This is a genomic window from Methylobacterium pseudosasicola (assembly GCF_900114535.1).
Taxonomy (GTDB): Bacteria; Pseudomonadota; Alphaproteobacteria; order Rhizobiales; family Beijerinckiaceae; genus Methylobacterium; species Methylobacterium pseudosasicola.
The window spans coordinates 1-21400 of sequence record NZ_FOTK01000019.1; the positions used below are offsets into that span (position 1 = coordinate 1).

The window sequence follows — 21400 nt, forward strand, 5'->3', positions numbered from 1 at the left end:
AAGGCCGTGCAGGCAGCCACGGGCGAGAGCGTCGAGGTCGCCTTCGTCGATCAGGGCTACACGGGCGAGAAGCCGGCCGCGGCAGCCCGCGCGCACGGCATCGAACTGAAGGTGGTAAAGTTGCCCGAGGCCAAGCGGGGCTTCGTACTCCTGCCCCGCCGCTGGGTCGTCGAACGCTCCTTTGCCTGGGCCACACGCTTTCGCAGGCTCGTCAAAGATTACGAGCGCTATGCAAGCACCCTGGCAGACCTGCACCTCGTCGCTTTCGTCTGCCTCATGCTCAAAAAGGCCGCTCAACTCGCCACAGGTTCATAACAGCCTCTAGGGCGGCCGAAGGCATTCTGACCGCTGGCTTCGCCTTCGGCGGGTGGGCTGACGGTTTGATCGGGCTTCCGGCCATTTCGGCGCGGAGGGTCTTCACCAGCTTACCGATGCCCTGGGCAACGTTGAGATAGGCAGCGTCGGCGCTGCGCCAGTCCTGAACGGGCCGACCGTCCTCGGGCAACAGCTTGAAACCGGCGGCCTTTGTCTCTTTCCAACCGCAGGGCCGTACCACGACGCCGACGACCCGAATGGTGCCCCGGGCCCTCCGGGCCATGGCGCGGTCGTACTCCAATTGGCAGTAGCGGCTGAAGATGTACTCGGGACTGAGCAGGGCGACCATAACGTGGGCCTGCCTGAGGGCTTTGGAGATGCCCGCGTCGAGGGCGTCGCCGGGGTCCATCCTTCCGTCGAACCAAGTCTTGACGCCGTCCTTGAGCAGGGGTGCCAGGTGGGTTTCGAGTTTCTGCCGGGCGGCGGCGTCGACGTGGGAGTAGGAGACGAAGATCCGGATCTCGGGCTTGCTTGTCGCGGTCCTGACATTCGCCTTGGCAGTGGCCTTCGCCCTGGTCACCGCGGACTCTGGTTTCCCGGGGACGGCCGTCTTGGCGGATCGGGTGCGGTTACGCGTGGCCATGATGCCTCCGGATCGTGGCGGCCAAGGTCTAGGTCAGGCCGCTCGACCTCGTTTTGTTCCCTGAAAAGGTGTGGATCTGCAACGCGATAACCGGGGCGTCGTGATCGGGTTGCAGTCGGCGGGAGGGGCAGGGACGCGTCGAGGTGACTGCTTCTTCACGCCTGGGCCCCATGATGACCGAAAGCTGTCGAGGCGCGGGTCATGGTCGATAGGGTCGAGGTCTTTAGGATCGCGGATCAACTGCGGGCTCTGCGCGGAGACCAGGCGGTGCGCGTCTCGGTCCGGCGCGTACGGGACAAGCTTCGTCGTAAGGGGTCCTTCAGCGACGTCGGGCCGAAGTTGGCGGTTTGGAAGGCGGCGCGGAATTACCAGCCCGTGATCGAGTTGATGGAGTTGCCGGACGCCTTGCAGAAGCGTTTGGGCGATTTCGGCAAGGCGTTGCTCGATGAGGTCCAGGCGAACGAGAGCCGCGTCCGGGACGGTGAGCGCGCGAACTTCGAGGTCGAGCGGGCGGCCTTCCGGGAAATGCTGGACGAAGCCGGCATGACGGTCGACGTGCTGGAGGCTCGGGTGGTCGCGCTCACCGCCGAGGTCGAGCGCCTGCGCAAGGGCGGGGCGACTGAGACATCGGAAAGTTCGGCTGAGGAGGATACCGAAATACTGCGCCGGCGGGATGTCTGGGAACGAGGCGTGGGACTGCGGACGCTGATGGCCCGGAAGAGGGACGAGATGGTCGGGCCGGACGCCCAGGAGGCGTTCTGGAAATCTGTCGAGACCGAGGTGCTGGCGTTGCTCCGGGGACGCGGTCCGATGCCCGCTGGGGATCTTCTGTCTGCCCTGCCGGCGAGCCTGCTCAACCGCGGGGCCGACGTCGAGATGCCCCTGTCAGTCGGGTGGTTGAGATACAGGCTGCGGTCAATGATCGAGGCAGGCAAGCCGCTCACGGAAATGAACGGACGCTTCGTGCCTGTCGAGCCGGACCCTGCCCCGTTGCAGGAGGTCGAGATAAGGTCGCCGCCGCCGTCCCTCGGCGACGCCGTAATGTGGGAGGTCCGAAAGGTGCTGCTTGAGCACGGCCCGATGAAGGCAGCCCAGATACGCGAGCGGTTGCCGCTGCGGGTTCACGAGGCCGCCAAGAGGCACTGGAAGGATGGGCTGAAGCGTCTCTCGAAGGACATGTCCGAACGGGCGGGACGCGGGTACTATTTCAAGAGCCTGGGCGATGGCCGATACGCAGCGCTGGAAGGCGTCGAGTTCGCTGGTGCTAGCGACGCCGAGCGCATCGCGTAGCGTGTACCGATATGCGTGACCCCTCACGTTCAACGGTAGTAGTCGGTTGACTTGGCGCCGGACAGCCCAGGCGCTGATGGCGTTTCCTCCCGACGACATGGCCATCAGCCTCGCGCGTCCTGAACTGGGTCTCGAAAGCGGCGTGCGGCGGTAGCTCGACGAGCTTTCTTCAAGATGCCATGCCGAACTGTCGCCGCGCGGTTTGTTGAATCGGCATAGTCAGCCCACGCTTGGATGCCCCACGATCCCCGGAGTAACTCATACGCGTGGGTAAACACCCCGCCGGCGGCAGACTGTTACGCACCAGGTAGCGTGTAACGGGTCCCGCTATCCGCTACGGGTTAGCCTTGTTTGCGTTGTCCGTTGGTCCGAGGATCCCCGATGCTGCCTGCATACGCCTGCCGTTATCGGTAGTCCCGCGGACATCATGCGGCCGCCTTCGGTTTGGGTTGGTTTGCGTCGCTCACCACCTCGACGGTTCGTAGAGATTAAGGCGGCCTCCTCTTAGAGCTTGGTCTTGCTGCCCCACTGGTGGCTTGACCTCCGGTCTAAGCCGTCTTTTGACGGAAAAAACTGTAAACGTAAACGAGGCCGCATTCGTCCGAATGCGGCCTCGCTCAACTTCAGGTAATTTCAAACCCGAACTTTGGGTCCCTGATCACAACATTGGAGCTGAGATCACACACCTTCTTGGCATCGTTCTCGGACATGAAGTTCATGGACAGCCTCGGCACGCGGCTCGCCAAGCTGTGCCTGGAGACCGCCCAAGCCGAGCTGGCCGGAGGGGCGTCATGACCAAACACTGCTACGACTACATCGACGACCAGGCGCAGCCCGAGTGCCTGCGGCGGTTCCTCGACTACCACTGCCGCCCCGCCGCCCTGAAGTACCCGACGGGCCGTGAGGACTTCGATCGGGGCCTGGAGGAGCGCCTGGGCATGCCCATGTGGCGGGATCCCGTGCCGGTGCTGTTCGCCCGGCACGAGGGCCGCCCCGTGCGCGTGACGATGGCCTCCCGGTTCGGCGACGTCGGGATCACCGAGCACCTCGACGCCGAGCGCGGCTACGACAAGCGCGTCGCGGTCGAGGACCTGACCGACTTCAGCGACGCGGCGCTAGAGCCGAGGGCGACCGTGCATGTGCCCGTCGACTGGAACGCGCCGACATGGGCCCCCCGGAAGCATGGGCAGCACCGGCGGGCCCGCCGCCGTGAAGCGCCACCACGAAGGCCTTGCCCGGTTCGGGGTGTCCGAGCCCCATCGGGGCAACCGGGCGCAACGCCGGGCGGCCGCGGCGCAGGCGAGGAGGTCCTGACATGCCAAGCTGGAACCGCCGCGAGAAGCCGGACTACCGGCACCTGAAGGACGCCACGCCCGAGTCCGCCCTGCTGGCTGCCATCCGGTCCCCGACGTACGGGGACGGCAACGAGCTGGACATCCAGGCGAGCATGCAGGCCCGGATCCTCGGCATCTTCGGCGAAGCCGACATGCTCTACCTCGCCCAGCTCGTGCCCTTCCACGAAGCCGCCAGGGCCGCGGATCCCGCCTTCCCCGGGCATGGCCGGGACTGGAACTCGGTGTTCGTGCACGACGTGGTCGGCAACGCCATCGGCCAGGGCATCAGGCTCGGCATTCTCAGGGAGGCCCCGAATCCCGGCGGAGACCGGATCTTCCTCCTGGAGATCCGTGCCCCGTTGTTCGAGCGCATGGGGAGCGGCAAGTGGCGCAGGGTCGACCCGCAGCGCAGCGCCAGGGGCGCCGGCCAGCGCGAGGCGGCCCGGATCCGGCATGCCGAGAAGATCGGCCCCCAGGTTGCCAAGCTGGTGGGTGAGCTGTGCGAGACAGGCGCCCCGGTGCCCGGCGAATGGTTCACGCGATACCCGGAGCAGTTCGCCCGGCTGAAGGGTCTCGTCGATCGCATCGCCGACGCGCGGCCGACGTTCGAGGATGCCCACCGCGGGATGCACCTCGCCGACCAGAAGTGGTGGCTCAAGGGGCTGTCGGATCGCCTCCGCATCGTCCGACGCGAGCTGGCGGACGACCGGTGGGCGGGCAGGCCTCCCCGCTACGGCGCGCCCGTGCCGGCCGCGCTCCCGGCCGAAGACCTCGACGCGCTCGACGGGCTCTGATCCCTTCTTAAGGCAAAGTCCGAGATTGCCTTAAACAGGTACCACGCCGTCCAGCCAGGCCTGGACCGCCCGACGCTCGCCAGCGTTCATGCCCCGGAGGATGCCCCCGACCTCGCGGTAGCCCCACGTCCGGCCGTCCGGCGCCGTGGCGCCATCGATGTAATCGAGGGAACCGGCGTCGAGGTGGACCCTGATGCGCCAGTCGCCGATGCGCACGGCCTGGATCCCGTCGTAGGGGAGGCTCCCCCCATCGACCAGGCCGGCCTTCATGGATCCGGCCATCGCGGCGCGGATGATTTCGAGGACGTCGCCATCGTTCATGCACGGATTCTCGCGCCGGGCGTGTCATCGGGCAAGCCGGGACGGGTGCTGAGTATCGAGGAAGGTGTCCGGGACCCTATGCGAATCCTCGGTGAGATGGGACCATCCGGTCGAGCCCCGGCAGCTGACCCGGTGATAGCGCTGGACTGAAAATCCGGAGAGTGTCGTTCGACTCGACACCGGGGCACCACCACCGCCCGTAACGTATCGCATGTGAGACGCTAAGCGGCTTACGGTCTAACCTGCGATACGTCGGCGCCCAGGCTTTCGGGCCGCGTCGGGAAGGACAGGGCGCCCGATCCTGTGGATTCTCGCGCGGCCTGCGGTACGCGGAGGCCAGGGATCCGTGGTACTTTTGCGGTACTTCGCGGATCGTAGATGGCGCCGGGCCGTTGAAATCGCTCGGCTATTCCGGGCGATGCATGGGTGGCGGAGACGGAGGGATTCGAACCCTCGATACCCCTTTCGGGGTATGCTCATTTAGCAAACGAGTGCCTTCAGCCGCTCGGCCACGTCTCCGGCGCTCTGGCTCTAGAAGGTCGGATCGGGCGGGTCAACCCGATCCGGTGGGATGGCGGCGCGGCGGCGGCGTTCGTAGTGCTTGGCGATGCGCAGATGCCGCGACATGGCGTAGTTCATGGCCGTCAGGAAGCCGTAGGTGCCGCGCAGGAAGTGGCGCCGGCCGAGATAGGCCTTCAGGAAATTGCCCGGCAGCTCGACGAAGACGCGCCAGCTTGGAATCACCACGCCCCGGGCTTCGAGGTCGTCCGCCTGCTGGTCGGAATAGCGGTTGAGCTTGTCCAGCTGGTCGCCGAGCGAGCGCACCGAGAAATGGTGGATGATCCCCCGGAGGCGGCCGGGCTTCACCCCGGGCTCCAGGGCGACGCGGTCGTGGACCGGGGAGGGGGCGTAGCGGCCCCGGTCCTTGCGGTAGAGCCGCACCGGAGTCAGCGTGTAGGCCCAGGGATGGGGCCGCCCCTCGCCGGGGAAGACTTCCGCAATGCCGATCCGCCAGGCCGGCCGGTGCGGCTCGCCAGCGGCGAACAGGGCGCGGATCTCGGCCGCGAGGTCGGCGGGGACGACCTCGTCGGCGTCGAGGTTCAGGAGCCAGACATGTCGGCACTGCTCCTCGGCGAAGCGCTTCTGCGGGCCGTAGCCCGGCCAGGGATTGTGGATCACCCGGGCGCCGAGCGAAGCCGCCAGCGCCTGGGTGCAGTCCGTAGAGCCGGAATCGACCACCACGAGATCGTCGGTCAGGTCGCGCACCGCCCGGATCGTCGCGCCGATCCGGTCCGCCTCGTTGCGGGCAATGATGAAGATCGACAGGGGCAGCGGCGCCGGGCCGGCCGCCCCAGGGCCCATCGGCGTTTCGGTCACGCCAGCCAGTCCGGCACCCGGTCGAGGGCGACGAGATCCTCGACGCTCACCCGCGGGCGCACCACGGCCGCTCGGTCGCCGCGCACCAGCACCTCGGGCACCAGGGCTCTGGTGTTGTAGGTGCAGGCCTGGACCGCCCCGTAGGCGCCCGCGCTCATCACGGCGATCAGGTCGCCGGCCTTCACCGCCGGCATCTCGCGGTTGAGGGCGAGGTAGTCGCCGCTCTCGCAGACCGGGCCGACCACGTCGGCGATCACGCGGGGCGTGTCCGGCCCCGGCTCGGCGACCGGGCGCAGGCCGTGATAGGCCTCGTACAGGGTCGGGCGGATCAGGTCGTTCATCGCGGCGTCGACGATCACGAAGGTGCGTCCCTCGGAATGCTTCACATACAGCACCCGGGTCACCAGGATCCCGGCATTGCCGGCAATCATCCGGCCTATCTCGAAGACCGGGCGCAGGCCGAGCGGCGCGAAATGCGGCCGCAGGGTCGCGGCCAGGGCGGCGGGATCGGGCGGCGGGGCGTTGTCGTCCCGGTACGGGATGCCGAGGCCGCCGCCGAAATCGATGTGGCGCAGGGGATGGCCCGCAGCCAGGAGCTGCTTGGCGAGCTCGGCCAGGAGCCGCGCGGCGCTGGTGAACGGTGCCAGGTCGGTGATCTGGCTGCCGATATGCATGTCGACGCCGTGGATCGCGATCCCGGGCAGGGCGGCGGCGGCGGCATAGACCTCCGGGGCCCGGGTGATCGGGATGCCGAACTTGTTCTCGTACTTGCCGGTGGAGATCTTGGCGTGGGTGCCGGCATCCACGTCCGGGTTGACCCGCACCGAGACCGGCGCGGTCAGGCCGAGGCTCACTGCGGTCTCGGAGAGCTGGACCAACTCCGGCTCGCTCTCGACATTAAAGCAGAAGATGCCCGCCTGGAGCGCGGCGACCATCTCGTCCCGGGTCTTGCCGACGCCGGAGAACACGATCTTGGCCGGATCGACCCCGGCCGCCAGCGCCCGGTGCAACTCGCCGCCGGAGACGATGTCCATGCCGGCGCCCTGGGCCGCGAGGGTCCGCAGCACGGCCTGATTCGAGTTCGCCTTCATGGCGAAGCAGACCAACGCGTCGTCGCCCGCGAAGGCCTCGGCGAACACGCGGTAATGCCGCTCCAGGGTGGCGCTGCTGTAGCAGTAGAACGGCGTGCCGACTTCCGCGGCGAGGCCCGTCAGGTCGACGTCCTCGGCCAGCAGGCGGCCGTCGCGATAGTGGAAATGGTGCATCTCGGCCGTATCTCTCCTGCATGCCGGAGCGCGAGGTGTTTCCCGTGAAACATCCCGGCCGCCTGTCGGCGGAGCGCCCAGCGACGCGGGCGGACACGGCGCAGGCGCGGAGCAGGGCTCCGGCAGAAGCCGTCTACAGCAGCGGATCGAGAATGAAAGGCTCCTTGGGGACCCGGTAGCCGCGCTTCGCGCCGCGGCTGGTCTCGATCGGCGCCCCGGTGCCACCCGGCGGGACCGCCGCGACGGAGAGCTCGTCCCCGGCCCGCACACCCTCGGCCGTCGGCTCTTCGGCCCCGCCGCCGAGGCCGACCGAGACCGGCAGGGTCCGGCGGCCGTTGACCGCGTCGGATCCCGCCTGGGCGGTCGGAGCCGGAGCCGCGGTCTGGGGCGGTTCGAGGGCGCCCCGTCGGCCGCAGGCGGAGACCGCGAGGGCGACGAGGCCGGACACGGCGAGGAGCTTCAGGGCGGGAGACGACAACATCGCGCGCGGGTCCGACGGGCTCGGCGCCGGCGCTCGAAGGCCGGCGGGAGCGCTAGCTTAGCGGTTGCCGGGCTTCGGCGCGAGCGCGGTGCCGCCACACGCGTGTGGGTCTCGCCTCAGCCGCGCCGCTCCTTGGTGCCCTCGGCGCCCTGCTTGCCCTTGGCCGGAGCGTCCTGCTGCTGCTGGGCCTCGTAGGCGTCGATCGCCCGGCGGCAATTCTCGCTGAGCTTCTTCCAGTTCTTCTGGAAGCAGGCGTCGGTGGCCGGATCGTCGGGGGCCAGGTTGCCGCAATAGGTGAGATAATCCCCGGTGCAGTACTTCTTGAGGGTCTCGTTGCCGCGCTTCGACTGCTGCGCCGCGGCCGGCAGCGTCAGGGCGGAGGCCGCCACGACGGCGAGAAGGATTGGCTTCAGGCGCATGAGGATACGTACCATCTCTCGGAGTCAGGAATGTCGGGATGAGTCCCGGTTGCGATGATGCCTTTGCATGGTCGAAACAAGGCAACCCGCAAACGTTTCTCTGTGGTGATTGGCCCGCGCGCTCCGGTTAGACGCGCTCGGGCTGCGGGGTCGGAAACGCCGCCCGCGGTAGCCGTTCCTGGCCGATCAGGGCGTCGGCGACTTCCGTAATCCGCCGGCGCAGATCGGCGTTCTCACCCTCTAGGCCGCCCTGGCGGTCCGCCAGATTCTGGGCCAGGGCCTCTTCGGCCGCCTTCAGGCTGGCCCGCAGATCGTCGCGTTCGGCTGCCAAGGCAGCCGCATCCTCGCCCTGCGGCCGGTCGGCCCCACGGCCTTGTCGGATCGCCAGGAGGCTGTCGAGCAGGTCCGCATGCGCCTCCTCGAGGGCGCGCAGCGTGGCGAAGCTCGCGGTGCCGTCCTCGCGAGCGCTGGCCAGTTCGGTCTCGAGCTCCCGGGTCTTGGCCTGGGCCTGGGCGATCTCGGCGTCCCGGGCCGCCACGTCGCGGGCGAGGGCGGCCGCCCGCATGGCGCCGGCGCCGATCGCCGCGAGGTCGCCATGGCGCTTGGCTTGCACGGTCTCGACCTTGCGCTCCAGGCGCCGCTGCTGCACGGCGAATTGCGCCCGCAGGAAATCCCGCTCCGCGGCGATCTCGGCCGGCGACAGCGGCAGGCGCGCCTCCGCACGCCGCCGCGCCAGACGCGCCGCGCGCGCGTTGAGGGCCGGGAGCAGCAGGAGGCCGCACAGGCTCGCCGCCAGGAAGCCCAGCGCGAAGATCATTACGGTTTCGATCACGAGGGGACAGCCCGCGTAGGCGGCCGGAAGGCCCGGCCCAGTATCAGTCTAACCCAGGTCGGCTGCCGGGGCGAAATCCGGCGCGACTTATCGATCAGAACGGGTTCCAGGTCGCCTCCCGGGTGAACTTGAGATAGCCGACATTGATGCCCAGCCGGGCGCCGACGCCGCTGCGGATCGGCACCACGATGATGCGGTCGCTCACCACCGCGGTCATGCCGAAGCCGCCCACCAGATAAGCCGAACCGTCGACGCCGCCGAAGCGCCGGAACAGATCCCGCACGTTGGGCAGGTTGTAGACCAGCATCATGGTGCGGGCACCGTCGCCGCCGACGTCGAAGCCCAGCGACGGCCCTTGCCAGTAGACGTGCTTCTGCCCGGCATTGCGGGTGTAGAGCGTGCCCTCGCCATAGCGGACGCCGGCCACCACCGCGCCTCCGCCTTCCTGGCCGAGGATGTAGCCGTTCGGCTCGCCCCAGCGGCGCCCCGCCTCCTCGACGGTGAGCGCCAGGCCGCGGGAGACCGAGCCGAAGAACCGGTGGCCGGATTCCACGATCTCGCCGGGGCGGAAGGTCTCGGGCGTATCGAGGTCCTCGCCCCGCGCCAGGGCCGGACCGAGGCCGGCGAGGCCCGCCAAAGGGGCGCCCAGCGCCAGGCCAAGGCCCGCGCGGAGCAGGTGGCGGCGATGGGTGCCGCGCTCGTCTCGTGCCGTCATCGTTGCCTCCTCGCCCGGTTCGACTCTGCCTCGTCTTTTTCCGAAAGCCGGTGGCCACCTTTCGGGACGATGCTCTAACGGTTCCGCGGTGGATCCTTGCCGCATCCACGGGCCAGTCTCGATCGCAACCGGGATCGGCCTGAGGACGGGCCCGCTATCCGGGACGGCGCGGACCGATACGTCGGACCAGCTTCTGAGGAAAACCGCAAGATGTGGTTAACGCGCCCTGACGCCGCCCCGGCCCCGGCTTCGATGCGTGCCAGGACTTTGGGCCTGCTCCGTATCGCGTCGCGATCGGTGCTCGCCGCCCTCATGATCATGGCCTGCGTGCCGGCGGCGGCCCAGCCGGCGGCGACGGCAGTCGAGCTGCTGGCGCTGAATGGGTTCGATCCGGTCAGCTACTTCCTGAAGGACGGACCGCAGGCCGGCGCCGCGCGGTTCGAGCTGTCCTGGGGTGGCCGGGTCTGGCGCTTCGCCAGCGGTGCCGACCGGGCCGCCTTCCGGGACAACCCGGAAGTCTACGCCCCGCGGCTCGGCGGCTTCGACGCCGCCGGTATCCTGGACGGGCGCCTGGTCGATGCCGATCCCCTGGTCTTCGCCGTGATCGGGGAGCGCCTCTACCTGTTCCGGGATGCGGAGCGGCGCGCCCGGTTCCTGGCCGAGCCCGAGCTGGTCCGGCAAGCGGAAGCCGCCTGGCCCGGCCTGCAGGGCTTGCTGGACGTGCCGCTCAGGGATGCGCCGCGGTGAGGCGCGTCTCCGGCGCACGGCCCTTTCCGCCGGGGGCGGGGAGGGCGAGCGTGGCGGCCAGGTCCGGATCGCCCAGGGCCGCGAACGGACCGTTGCGGTAGCCGGCCCGGTAGCGTCCGTACAGGATCGGGCCGCCGCCCGGGACCACCACGCAGCCGCCGGCCGCCGTCAGGATATGGTCGCCGGCGGCGGTGTCCCATTCCATGGTCGGTCCGCAGCGGACGTAGACATCCGCCTCGCCGGAAGCGATCAGCCCGAACTTGAGCGCGGACCCGGATTGGCGGGTCTCCGAAACGGGCAGGGCGGCGAGGCAGGTGGCGGTCTCCAGGTCGCCGTGGCGTCGGCTCCCCAGCGCCACGAGGCCGCTGCGCGGTGCCGGGCGGGCATGGACCGGCCGGCCCGCGCCCGGGCGCCCCTCGATCACCGGCGCCTCAACGCTGGCCTGCCCCGCCCACCAGACCCGCCCGAGGCCGGGGGCGACCAGGGCGGCCGCCACCGGCCGCTCCCCCGCCACCAGGGCGATGTTGACCGAATAGTCCGGCGTCCCGGCCAGGAAGTCGCGGGTGCCGTCCAGGGGATCGACCAGGAAGAAGTTTTGGGCCGGCCGCACCACGAGGTCGTCGGCCGCGGTGCCTTCCTCGGCGATGACGGCGATTCCGGGAAAGCGCGCCGCGAGGGCGGCGACGATCAGCGCCTCGGCCTCGACATCGGCGGCGCTCGACGGCGAGCCGTCCGGCTTGAGGGCGTGGGGGCAGGGGCCGCGATGATAGCGCCGCAGCACCTCTCCGGCGGCGCAGGCGATCTCGGCGAGCGCCGCGGCGATCCGCTCGCGCTCAGGCCCCGAAAACATCGCCGCGCCCGTCATGTCGCCTCCCGCACCTGCTTGCATGCCCGAGCAGGTTGCTCTTGTCGACGGTTCGGGCCGGGAAACGGTTCCGTTGCGTGGTTCTGCGCGTGGGAAACCCCGCCGCCGAACGGACCGATTCGACCCCGGTATCGGCGGTTCAGGCGCGATCCATATCGCGCGGCCCAGCGTAGGCATCCTCGAACACCTCGGAACGACGCACCGAAGAGAAAATCTGGCCTCGTGATCTCTTCTTAAGAAATAACTAAACCAGGAACCGATAGTTCTGTGCGGGATCAGGTAAAAAACTTGCGGTTGGACAGCGAGTTTTGTTACGCAGATCGACAAGCTAGATCTGAGATGCGTCATGACTCCGGGAAGACATTTTGCGCTGCCGATATGTTTGCTGATATTGTCCTGTATCGTCGGGGCAAATGCAGCAGAATTGGACCTCATCAAGGCTCAATATAAGAGGCCGACGGCGATTACATTCCCGGACGAAGCGCCGTTCTCGCCGCAGACGGCGACCCTCGGCAAGATGCTGTTCTTCGATCCCCGGCTGAGCGGGAAGCAGAACCTCAGCTGCGCGAGCTGCCACAATCCGTCCTTCGGGTTCGAGGTTCCCGTCCCCGGGGCGATCGGGGCGGCCAACACGCCGCTCGCCCGCAAGGCGCCGACCCTGCTGAACGCCGCCTGGATCCCGACGCTGTTCTGGGACGGGCGGGCCCCGAGCCTGGAGATGCAGGCGCTCGGACCGATCACGGCCGAGGCCGAGATGGACGGCAAGTTCACCGAGATCGTCGCCACCCTCACGCGCATACCGGAATACCGGGCTTGGTTCGGCAAGCTGTTCCCGCGTGACGGCATCACCCAGGACAACCTCCTGACCGCGATCGCCACCTACGAGCGGACGGTCGTGGCGGAATGGGCGCCGTTCGACCGCTGGATCGAGGGCGACGCGACGGCGATCTCGCCGGCCGCGCAGCGCGGCTTCGCCTTGTTCACCGGCAAGACCGGCTGCTCGGGCTGCCATACCGGCTGGAACTTCACCGACAACAAGTTCCACGACCTCGGCATCCCGACGACGGATATCGGGCGCGGGACCTTCGAGCCCGACAACCCGCTGGCGCAATACGCGTTCAAGACGCCGGGGCTGCGCAACCTGACCTACCGGGCACCGTTCGGGCATGCCGGCCAGTTCGCCAATCTCGAGGAGATCGTCGCGTTCTACGAGACCGGCGGTCTCGATCGGCCGTCGAAATCGCCGCTGATGAAGCCGCTCAAACTGAGCCCGGAGGAGCGCGCGGACCTGATCGCCTTCCTGCGCTCGCTGACCGCGGAGCAGACTCGGACCGCCCTGCCGAATCTGCCGAACTAACGTTTTGCTTTTACATCATGTTTTCCAGGATCCGTCCCCGATCGCAGCCCGATCGGGGACGGCGCTCAGCGGGAAACCGGGAAGTCGCCATGTCCATCCGCTATAAGATCCTGCTCCCGCTCCTCGGCTTCCTGCTCCTCGCCGGGCTCCTAGCCGGGATCACCGGTCTCGTCGGCCTCGGCGCGGTCGGCGATCTGTCGCGGCTCGCCGAGCGCACCGCCGAGGCGGCCGAGACGAGTCGCGCCGCCCGCGACCAGTTCCACCGGGCCGAGGAACTGGTCGCGCGGGTGAGCGCGATGACCGACCTCCTCGACATGGCGCCGATCCAAACGGAGTTCACCGGGGCGGGCGATCGCTTGACGGTCCTGCTCGGGCGCCTGAAGGACATCGCCCTGTCCGACTCGATGCAGGCCCTGGCGCGGAGCGCGGAGGCCGAGGCGCGGCAATGGCGCGGCGATGCCGAGATCCTGCTCGGCATTCGGCAGGCGCGGGAGATCCCGGTCCAGGAACGGATGGCCCAGCAGAGCCGGCGCCTGCGGCAGCGGTTCGACGAAGCCGTGGCGCTCGCCGCCGCGGATGCCCGGGCTCAGATGCAGGCGACCCGCGAGGCCACGGCCTGGAAGATCTGGGCGATGCTCGGGCTCGGGGGCGGCGTGGTCCTCATCGGATCGATCACGGCGCTCTGGCTCGCCGGCAATCTGGCACGGCCGCTGGTCCGGCTGACCGACGAGACCACCCGCCTGGCGAACGGCGACACGAGCGTCGCGCTGGCCGCCGCAAACCGCCGCGACGAAATCGGCGCCATCGCCCGCGCCGTCGTGGCGATTCGCGACACGTCGCGGGCGGAGGCCGCGCAGCAGGTCGAGGCCACCGAAGCCGCCCGCCTGCGCGAGGAGCAGGCCCGGCGCGCGATGCTGCACGACCTTGCCGACCGGTTCGAGCATTCGGTCGGCGGGATCGTCGCCCATGTGGCCGAGGCGGTGACCGGCCTGCAGGCCTCGTCTGGCACGATGCAGGCCGCGGTGGGAGGGACGGCCCTGCGCTCCACCAGCGCCGCGGAGGCCGCGCACCGGACTGCCGGGAACGTCAACGCCGTGGCGGCGGCGGCCGAGGCCCTGGGCTCGACCGTGCAGGAGATCGGCCGGCAGGTCGCCCATGCCGCCGGGATGTCGTCCGCCGCCGTGGAGGCCGCTGCGCGCACCGACGCGATCATGGCGGCCCTGTCCGCGGCCGCGGCCCGGATCGGCGACGTGGTCGGACTGGTCTCCACCATCGCGGGCCAGACCAACCTGCTGGCGCTCAACGCCACGATCGAGGCGGCCCGGGCCGGAGAGGCGGGGCGCGGCTTCGCCGTCGTGGCAGCCGAGGTGAAGGAGTTGGCCGCGCAGACCGCCAAGGCCACCGACGAGATCGGCCAGCAGATCGGCGCCATCCAGGGGGCGACCAGTGGCGCCGCCGAGGCGATCCAGGACATCACGGCCCAGATCCACGCGCTGAGCGGCGTGACCACACGCATCGCCAGCGCGGTCGACGGCCAGGGCGTCACCACCCGGGAGATCGTGCGCAGCATGTCCGAAGCCTCGGGCGGGACCGACAAGGTGACCGCCGACATCTCCGAGGTCGCCCGCTCGGCGGGCGCTGCCGGCCATGCCGCCGAGGCGGTCGCAAGCTCCGCCGACGATCTGGCCGTCCAGTCCCGCGCCCTGCACACGGAGATCGACCAGTTCCTCCGGAACGTCCGGGCCGCCTGAGCGCGTCGCCGGTGGGGCGATGCCCTACCCTTCGGGTGCCCCGATCACCGTCCGCTTGATCCGCGCGAGCAGCGCGCAGGTCCGGCGCCGGTGGCGATGCAGCTCCGCCGCGAGGCTGCGGGCATCCGGCAGGCCCACGGCCTTGGCGATCTGCCGGGCGGCGCTGTCCGAGGGGACGGCGCCGGGATCGGCCATCACCAGCCGCTGCCATTGGTAGACCGCGTCGAGGAAGCCGTAGGTCTCGGCCAGGGGCTCGGCCATGGCGGCGGGCAACAGGCCGTGCTCGCCCGCCTGGCGCAGCACCGCCTCGCCGGACAGATCGATGCCGATGTGCCAAGCCTCCGGGTGGCTCAGCACGATGGACTGGGCCACGAAATCGAGGTCGAACAGGCCGCCGGGGGCGAGTTTCAAGTCGTAGGGACCGGCGTGGCCGCGCTCGTCCGCGACGAGCCTGCGCATCTCCCCGGCCGCGGCGCAGACCTGGGCGGGATCGCGCGGCTGCCCGATCGTCTCGGCGATGGTCGCCATGACGGCGGCGCCGAGCTCGGGATCGCCCGCCACCACCCGGGCCCGGGTCAGGGCCATGTGCTCCCAGGGCTCGGCCGCCTCGCGCTGATAGGTCACGAAGCCGTTGAGCTGCACGGCGGGCGGGCTGTGGCTGCCGTACGGCCGCAGGCGCAGATCGACCGCGTAGAGCCGGCCGCGGCGGGTGGCTGTGGTGAGCGCGGCGTAGAGGCGCTGGGCCAAGCGGTTATAGGCCACCACCGCGTCGAGCGGGCGCGGGCCGTCGCTCATCCGGTTCTCGGGATCGAAATCGTACAGGAACACCAGATCGAGGTCAGAGACCGCGCTGAGCTGCCGGGACCCGAGCCGGCCCAGCGCCAGGACGCAGCACCGCCCCTTCGGGACGGCGCCGTGGTCTTGCGTGAACCGGTGCAGTTCCGCCTCCAGGTTCAGCGCGACTGTCGCCTCGGCGATGGCCGAATAGGCCTCTCCGGCCTGGCGCGGGGTGATCAGGCCGGACAGGAGCCGCGCGCCGGTGACGAACACCATCTGGCGGGTGGCGTCCCGGCATCGGTCCAGAAACTCCTCGTGGCTCGCCGGCTGCCCGACCAGCGCCCGGTATTGCGCCTGCACCTGCTCGGGCGCCGGCATCGGCGCCACGAAGTCGGGGTCGAGCACGGTGTCGAGGACGTGCGGGCTGAGGCTGACCGTATCGGCGAGATGGGGCGAGGTCCCCAGGATGTCGGCGAACAAGAGACGTAGCCGCGCGTGCGAGCGCAGGATGGCGAGGAGTTCGGCCACCGCGGGCATCCGGGCGAAGGCCCGGTCGAGGGTGAGGAGAGCAGCGTCCGGATCGTTGGTGCCGCCGAGCGCCCGCAGCAGGCTCGGAAGCAGCTCGGCCAGGATCTCCCGCGCCCGGCCGGTCTGGAGCGCCGGGCGGCGGCCGACATGCCAGCCCTGCACGGTTTCCCAGGCGAGCCGGGGATCGCGGAACCCGAACGCCGCCAGATTCTCCAGGGTGGCAGGATCCGGCTCGCTCTCGCCGAAGACGAGGGCGTCCTCCGGGGCGCCGTCCCCCGGCGCCGTCTCGAACAGCAGGGCGTAATGGGCCTGGACCCGGCCGGCCTGGTGGAGCAGCGTCGCCTCGAACGCCGCCCGCGTGTCGAACCCGGCGAATCGGGCCAGGGCTTCGAGCGCCGCGTCGCCGGTGGGCAGGCGCTGGGTCTGCTCGTCGCGGATCATCTGGATCCGGTGCTCGAGGGTGCGCAGGAACCCGTAGGCCGCCGCGAGCTCGTCGCGGGCTTTTGCGTCGATCCAGCCCTCCTCGACGAGACGACCCAGCATCTCGACGGTCCGGCGCCCCCGCAGGGCGGGCTTGCGGCCGCCGAACACGAGCTGCTGGGTCTGGACGAAGAACTCGATCTCGCGAATGCCGCCGCGGCCGATCTTGATGTCGTGGCCCGCCACCGTGATCGTGTCGTGCCCGCGGACCATGTGGATCTGGCGCTTCATCGCGTGGATCTCGGCGATGGCCGCGAAGTCGAAGTGCCGACGCCAGATGAACGGCGCGAGATCGGCCAGGAACGCCGTGCCGGCCGGGATATCGCCGGCGATCGGCCGGGCCTTGATGAAGGCGGCGCGCTCCCAGTTCTGGCCCAGCGTCTGGTAGTAGTCGAAGGCGAAGCTGGTGGAGAGCGCCACCGCCGTGGAGCCCGGGTCCGGGCGCAGTCGGTAGTCGAGCCGGTGGACGTAGCCGTCGGCGGTGCGCTCGGACAGGAGCTTCACCAAGCCCTGCGCCAGCTTGACGAAGAACGCCTTGGGGTCGCCGCCGGTGGCGGCGGCTGCACGCTCGAGCTCGTAGAAGATGACGAGGTCGATGTCGCTGGAATAGTTCAGCTCGGCCCCGCCATGCTTGCCGAGCGCCAGGATCACGAGCCCGGAGCCGGCCTGCGGGGCCTCCGGGTCCTGAGGCTGGAACCGGCCGGCCGCCATGCCCTGCCGGAGCAGGGCGTCGGTGGCAGCACTCACCGAGGCGTCGGCGAAATCGGACAGGGCTTGGATAACGGCGTCGATATCCCAGCAGCCGCCGAGATCGGCGAGCGCCACCAGCAGGGCGTGCTCCTCGCGGTTCCGGCGGAGCCGCCGGGCAACCTCGACGAGGTCGGGATTGTCGCCGCAAGCGCCCCCGACCGCGCGCTGCCGGGCGATGATCGTCCGGCTTGCGGCCTCCGGCGCCTGCCCCATCAGGGCGACGAGGCGCTCCGGCGAACGGGTGATAGCCTGCCAGAGGAAGGGCGAATGGTCGGCGAGCCCGAGCAGCAAAGCCCGGCAGGCCGGGGTGAGGAAGCCCACTGGGAAGGCCGGCTCGATCTCGGCGAGCCGTGCGCCCGCCGCATCCGGATCGGCGGGCCGCAGGCCAGGGCGCAGGCGTGCGAGCAGGGTCGGTTCGGGCTGCATGGGAGTCCCGGTTCGGCTGACGGTCTGTCGTCCCACGCCGATTCCTCCCTGAGTTCAAGCCGAGCCCGATCGCGCCGAGGCGGCTCGCGGTCCTCATCGTGACCCGCGCCAACGTACCCGATCCGGGCGCGGCCGGCACCGGTCCCGGCCGGTAACGCTTTTCAAAGCCGACCGTGGCGTTTATCCGTGCGGACCGGTCCATCGCCCCCGGCCCGACCGGTGGGCCGCGCGGGATGTTTCGCGGGGGCTCGACCGCTTGATCGGGCGGCCAAGGATCGGCGGCTCCGAATCGACGAGCCGGCCCGCAGAGTGTTCGCCCCCCAGATCCGCCGCCCGGAGCGCGCCATGTCCTCCCCGAACGCCCCCAGCCTGACCCTCGACGGCCTCGACCTCGCCGCCCTGCTCTGCTCCCGCGTCTGCCACGACGTGATCAGCCCCGTCGGCGCGATCGTGAACGGGCTGGAGGTGCTGGAGGACGACGATGACGAATCGATGCGGACCTTCGCCCTCGAACTGATCGGAAAGAGCGCCCGCCAGGCCTCGGCCCGGCTGAAATTCGCCCGGATCGCCTTCGGGGCTGCGGGCTCGGCCGGCGCCTCGATCGACCTCGCCGATGCCGAGGGCGTGGCCAAGGGCATGTTCAGCGACGAGAAGACCAAGCTCGCCTGGAGCGCGCCGCAGGCCCTGTTCCCGAAGAACAAGGTCAAGCTGCTCCTCAATCTCGTGATGATCGCGACTTCGGCGATCCCGCGGGGCGGCCTGATCGACGTCGTCGTCTCCGGCGACGGCGAGGCGCCGACCCTGGTGCTCAAGGCCAAGGGCTCGCATGCCCGCATCCCGCCCCATGTCGAGGAGCTGATGGCCGGCAGCCCCGAGAGCGGCACCGTCGACGCCCACGGTATCCTGCCGTTCTATGCCGGCCTCGTGGCCCGGGCCGCCGCCATGGATGTCCGATTCGGCATTGAGGGTGATGAAGTGACGATCACGGCCTCGCCGACAGTGATCGCGGCCCCCGCGGAAGACGGTGACGAAGCTTCCGACACAGCGCTGGCCTAAAAAACTGGAAAACGCCGGGGTGGGGAGGGGATCGAAACGCTTCCCTAACCCCGCGTGAGTAAGTACGTTACGCGAGAGCCTCTTCGTGTAACGAGTATCGCCGATGGACGACCTGCTTCGTGAATTCCTGACCGAGAGCGGGGAACACCTCGACACGGTCGATGCTGAACTCGTTCGGTTCGAGCAGGACCCGAATAATCAGACGATACTGCGGAATATCTTTCGGCTCGTCCATACGATCAAAGGAACTTGCGGGTTTCTCGGGTTGCCACGCCTCGAAGCCTTGGCGCACGCCGCCGAGACCTTGATGGGCCGCTTCCGGGACGGCCTGCCCGCCACCTCCGAATCGGTCACGCTGATTCTCTCGACCCTGGACCGGCTCAAGGCGATCCTGGCGGACCTGGAGGCCACCGGCGCCGAGCCGGCGGGCTCCGACGATGACCTGATCTCCGAGTTGGAGCGCATGGCGTCGGCCGAGCCCGAGGCCGCGCCGGCCCCCGCACCCGAGCTGGTGCTGCCCGAGCCCGTCTCCCGCGAGCTGAAGCCCGGCGAGGTCTCCCTGGACGATCTGGAGGCGGCCTTCCTGGCGGCCCCGGGCCCGAGCGAGGCGGATTTCGCCGCGCCGATCTCGGCTCCCGTCGAGGCGCCGAAAGCCGAAGCGCCGAAGGTCGAGGCCCCCAAGCCCGCCGCGCCCAAGGCTGTGGCGCCCAAGGCCGAGCCCGCCGAAGCTGATTCGGCCAAGGCCGAGCCGGCGGGCGACGCCGAGGCCGTGGTGGCGACAGAGACCACGGCGGCCGGGAGCAAGATCCAGACGATCCGCGTGAACGTGGATACGCTCGAGCACCTGATGACCATGGTCTCGGAGCTGGTGCTGACCCGCAACCAGCTCCTCGAGATCGCCCGCCGGCACGAGGATTCGAGCTACAAGGTTCCGCTCCAGCGCCTCTCGCACGTCACGGCCGAGCTGCAGGAAGGCGTCATGAAGACGCGCATGCAGCCGATCGGCAGCGCCTGGCAGAAGCTGCCGCGCGTCGTGCGCGACCTCTCGGCCGAACTCGGCAAGCAGATCGACCTGGTGATGGTCGGCGCCGAGACCGAGCTCGACCGGCAGGTCCTCGAAGTGATCAAGGACCCGCTGACCCACATGGTCCGCAACTCCGCCGATCACGGCCTCGAATCCACCGCCGGGCGCGTGGCGGCAGGCAAGCCGGCCCGCGGCACGATCCGGCTCGCCGCCTACCATGAGGGCGGCACGATCACGATCGAGATCGCCGACGACGGCAAGGGCCTCGACCTCGCGGCGATCCGCAAGAAGGCGGTGGAGCGCGGGCTGGCGTCCCAGTCCGACGTCGAGCGGATGACCGACGCGCAGGTCGCCAAGTTCATCTTCGATGCCGGCTTCTCCACGGCGGCGGCGGTCACCTCGGTGTCCGGCCGCGGCGTCGGCATGGACGTGGTCAAGACCAACATCGAGACCATCGGCGGCATCATCGACATCGCCACCACGGCGGGCCGCGGCACCACCTTCACCATCAAGATCCCGCTGACCCTGGCGATCGTCGCCGCCCTGATCGTGCGCGCCGGCGAGCACCGCTTCGCCCTGCCGCAGGTGGCCGTGCTCGAACTCGTGCGGGTCGATGCCGGGGCGCAACGGGTCGAGCGCATCAACGGCTCGCCGGTTCTGCGCCTGCGCGAGCGGCTGCTGCCGATCGTCTCGCTTACCGGCCTGCTTGGGCAATCGGATGGCCAGGGCGACGAGACCGAACAGGCGGGCTTCGTGGTCGTGGCCCAGGTCGGGCGCGAACGCTTCGGCATCCTGGTCGACGAGGTCTTCCACACGGAAGAGATCGTCGTGAAACCGATGTCGGCCAAGCTTCGACACATCCCGATGTTTGCCGGCAACACGATCCTCGGCGACGGCGCCGTCGTGCTGATCGTCGATCCCAACGGCGTGGCCCGGCAGGTGGCCCAGGGTATCCAGGGCAGCAACAGCCACGCCGATGCCGACGCCGAGAGCGAGGCGGCCGACGTGGGTGATGCCAAGACGACGCTCCTGGTGTTCAAGGGCGGCCAGGGCAGCTTCAAGGCGGTGCCGCTCTCGCTGGTCACCCGCCTCGAAGAGATCGAGTGCGACAAGGTCGAGTGGCTGGGCGGCCGTCCGCTGATCCAGTACCGCGGCCGGCTGATGCCGCTGGTCCCGGCCGATCCGGCGATCACGATCCGCTCCGAGGGCACGCAGGCCCTGGTGGTGTTCTCCGACGGCGAGCGGGCCATGGGCCTCGTGGTCGACGAGATCGTCGACATCGTCGAGGAGCGCCTCGACATCGAGATCGCGGCCGACCGCTCGGACCTGATCGGCTCGGCGGTTTTGCGCGGTCGCGCCACCGACATCATCAACATCGCCCACTTCCTGCCGCTCGCCTACGACGACTGGGCGCGGGGCCCGAAGAAGGCGGAGCAGGTCTCGACGCTCCTGCTCGTGGACGACTCGGCCTTCTTCCGCGACATGCTGAGCCCGGTGCTGAAGGCCGCGGGCTACCAGGTCATCACGGCGGCGAGCGCCGAGGCGGCGCTGACGGTCCTGCAATCGGACGCGCGGATCGAGGTCGTGGTCACCGATCTGGAGATGCCGGGCCGCAGCGGCTTCGACCTCGTCGCCGCCATGCGGAGCGCCGAGCCGCGGCTCGCCCGCCTGCCGGTGATCGGCCTCACGGGGACGGTCGGAGCCGACGTGGTGGAGCGGGCCCGGTCGCTGGCGATCAGCGACCTCGTGGCCAAGTTCGACCGCAGCGGATTGATCGCGGCCCTGGCCGAGATCAGCGCCACCAACGTCTCGCAAGCCGCCTGATCCCGGCACCGCCCGCCACACGACGATCG

General features: G+C 69.7%; 19 protein-coding genes and 2 tRNA genes. 10 read left to right on the plus strand and 11 right to left on the minus strand.

Annotated features, from left to right (window positions below):
- A partial coding sequence (locus BM228_RS17975; RefSeq protein ID WP_139234111.1) for a transposase occupies positions 1–315 on the plus strand: 315 nt, incomplete at its 5' end.
- Here BM228_RS17975 and BM228_RS17980 read toward each other — a convergent pair.
- Positions 281–958, minus strand: coding sequence for a toll/interleukin-1 receptor domain-containing protein (locus BM228_RS17980; protein ID WP_092042807.1), 678 nt, complete (start codon positions 956–958; stop codon positions 281–283). The two genes, BM228_RS17975 and BM228_RS17980, sit on opposite strands and share 35 nt — an antisense overlap.
- Positions 959–1159: 201 nt before the next feature.
- On the opposite strand from BM228_RS17980, the gene BM228_RS17985 reads away from it, so the two are divergent.
- The 3 genes from BM228_RS17985 to BM228_RS17995 all read left to right on the plus strand — a co-directional run bounded on the left by BM228_RS17985 (position 1160) and on the right by BM228_RS17995 (position 4376).
- A complete protein-coding gene (locus tag BM228_RS17985) occupies positions 1160–2248 on the plus strand; it encodes a DNA-binding protein (RefSeq protein WP_092042808.1) in 1089 nt (362 codons plus the stop codon).
- 791 nt (positions 2249–3039) lie between these two features.
- Positions 3040–3609 carry a hypothetical protein gene (locus tag BM228_RS17990; protein ID WP_092042809.1) on the plus strand — a complete coding sequence of 190 codons (570 nt, stop codon included), beginning with the start codon at positions 3040–3042 and terminating at the stop codon, positions 3607–3609.
- A complete protein-coding gene (locus BM228_RS17995; RefSeq protein WP_092042810.1) occupies positions 3564–4376 on the plus strand; it encodes a hypothetical protein in 813 nt (270 codons plus the stop codon). The genes BM228_RS17990 and BM228_RS17995 overlap by 46 nt, the downstream gene beginning before the upstream one ends.
- A 30-nt stretch (positions 4377–4406) precedes the next feature.
- Here BM228_RS17995 and BM228_RS18000 read toward each other — a convergent pair whose 3' ends face one another.
- Entirely contained in the window at positions 4407–4697 is a 291-nt protein-coding gene (locus tag BM228_RS18000) for a DUF7693 family protein (RefSeq protein ID WP_092042811.1), read from the minus strand.
- A 114-nt stretch (positions 4698–4811) separates the two neighbouring features.
- Here BM228_RS18000 and BM228_RS18005 point away from each other — a divergent pair.
- Positions 4812–4887 (plus strand) — tRNA-Phe (locus BM228_RS18005).
- Between the two features lie 237 nt (positions 4888–5124).
- Here BM228_RS18005 and BM228_RS18010 read toward each other — a convergent pair.
- The 7 genes from BM228_RS18010 to BM228_RS18040 form a co-directional block, all read right to left on the minus strand.
- Positions 5125–5216: transfer RNA gene (locus tag BM228_RS18010), tRNA-Ser, on the minus strand.
- A gap of 12 nt (positions 5217–5228) precedes the next feature.
- Complete coding sequence (locus BM228_RS18015) at positions 5229–6059, minus strand: glycosyltransferase family 2 protein (RefSeq protein WP_092042812.1); 831 nt, start codon at positions 6057–6059, stop codon at positions 5229–5231.
- Positions 6060–6070: 11 nt separating this feature from the next.
- Positions 6071–7339: a diaminopimelate decarboxylase gene (lysA, locus tag BM228_RS18020; RefSeq protein WP_092042813.1), complete on the minus strand. Its 1269-nt coding sequence runs from the start codon at positions 7337–7339 to the stop codon at positions 6071–6073.
- Between the two features lie 133 nt (positions 7340–7472).
- The gene (gene lptM / locus BM228_RS18025) at positions 7473–7820 is read right to left on the minus strand and encodes an LPS translocon maturation chaperone LptM (protein WP_092042814.1); all 348 of its coding nucleotides are present in this window, start codon (positions 7818–7820) and stop codon (positions 7473–7475) included.
- Between the two features lie 116 nt (positions 7821–7936).
- Positions 7937–8239 (minus strand): 3',5'-cyclic-nucleotide phosphodiesterase, encoded by a 303-nt coding sequence (locus tag BM228_RS18030; RefSeq protein ID WP_092042815.1) that lies wholly within the window; start codon positions 8237–8239, stop codon positions 7937–7939.
- A 127-nt stretch (positions 8240–8366) separates the two neighbouring features.
- Positions 8367–9056, minus strand: a complete 690-nt coding sequence (locus BM228_RS18035; RefSeq protein WP_092042816.1) for a hypothetical protein — start codon at positions 9054–9056, stop codon at positions 8367–8369.
- 109 nt (positions 9057–9165) lie between these two features.
- Positions 9166–9786 (minus strand): DUF1134 domain-containing protein, encoded by a 621-nt coding sequence (locus tag BM228_RS18040; protein WP_092042817.1) that lies wholly within the window; start codon positions 9784–9786, stop codon positions 9166–9168.
- Between the two features lie 210 nt (positions 9787–9996).
- On the opposite strand from BM228_RS18040, the gene BM228_RS18045 reads away from it, so the two are divergent.
- Positions 9997–10533 carry a YHS domain-containing (seleno)protein gene (locus BM228_RS18045; RefSeq protein WP_244537194.1) on the plus strand — a complete coding sequence of 179 codons (537 nt, stop codon included), beginning with the start codon at positions 9997–9999 and terminating at the stop codon, positions 10531–10533.
- On the opposite strand, the gene BM228_RS18050 is transcribed toward BM228_RS18045, so the two are convergent.
- Positions 10514–11398: a 3'(2'),5'-bisphosphate nucleotidase CysQ family protein gene (locus BM228_RS18050; RefSeq protein WP_092042818.1), complete on the minus strand. Its 885-nt coding sequence runs from the start codon at positions 11396–11398 to the stop codon at positions 10514–10516. The two genes, BM228_RS18045 and BM228_RS18050, sit on opposite strands and share 20 nt — an antisense overlap.
- Positions 11399–11744: 346 nt before the next feature.
- Here BM228_RS18050 and BM228_RS18055 point away from each other — a divergent pair, with 346 nt between their 5' ends.
- Together BM228_RS18055 and BM228_RS18060 are read left to right on the plus strand one after the other, a co-directional pair.
- Complete coding sequence (locus tag BM228_RS18055) at positions 11745–12755, plus strand: cytochrome-c peroxidase (RefSeq protein ID WP_092042819.1); 1011 nt, start codon at positions 11745–11747, stop codon at positions 12753–12755.
- Positions 12756–12844: 89 nt separating this feature from the next.
- On the plus strand, positions 12845–14506 hold the full coding sequence (locus BM228_RS18060) for a methyl-accepting chemotaxis protein (RefSeq protein ID WP_167367765.1): 1662 nt from the start codon (positions 12845–12847) through the stop codon (positions 14504–14506).
- A 24-nt stretch (positions 14507–14530) separates the two neighbouring features.
- Here the strand turns inward: BM228_RS18060 and BM228_RS18065 are convergent, their stop codons facing one another.
- Positions 14531–17467 (minus strand): bifunctional [glutamine synthetase] adenylyltransferase/[glutamine synthetase]-adenylyl-L-tyrosine phosphorylase, encoded by a 2937-nt coding sequence (locus BM228_RS18065; protein WP_092042821.1) that lies wholly within the window; start codon positions 17465–17467, stop codon positions 14531–14533.
- 345 nt (positions 17468–17812) lie between these two features.
- Here BM228_RS18065 and chpT point away from each other — a divergent pair, with 345 nt between their 5' ends.
- Positions 17813–18523, plus strand: coding sequence for a histidine phosphotransferase ChpT (gene chpT / locus BM228_RS18070; protein WP_092042957.1), 711 nt, complete (start codon positions 17813–17815; stop codon positions 18521–18523).
- A gap of 103 nt (positions 18524–18626) precedes the next feature.
- Positions 18627–21371: a hybrid sensor histidine kinase/response regulator gene (locus BM228_RS18075; protein WP_092042822.1), complete on the plus strand. Its 2745-nt coding sequence runs from the start codon at positions 18627–18629 to the stop codon at positions 21369–21371.
- The last annotated feature ends 29 nt before the right edge of the window (positions 21372–21400 follow it).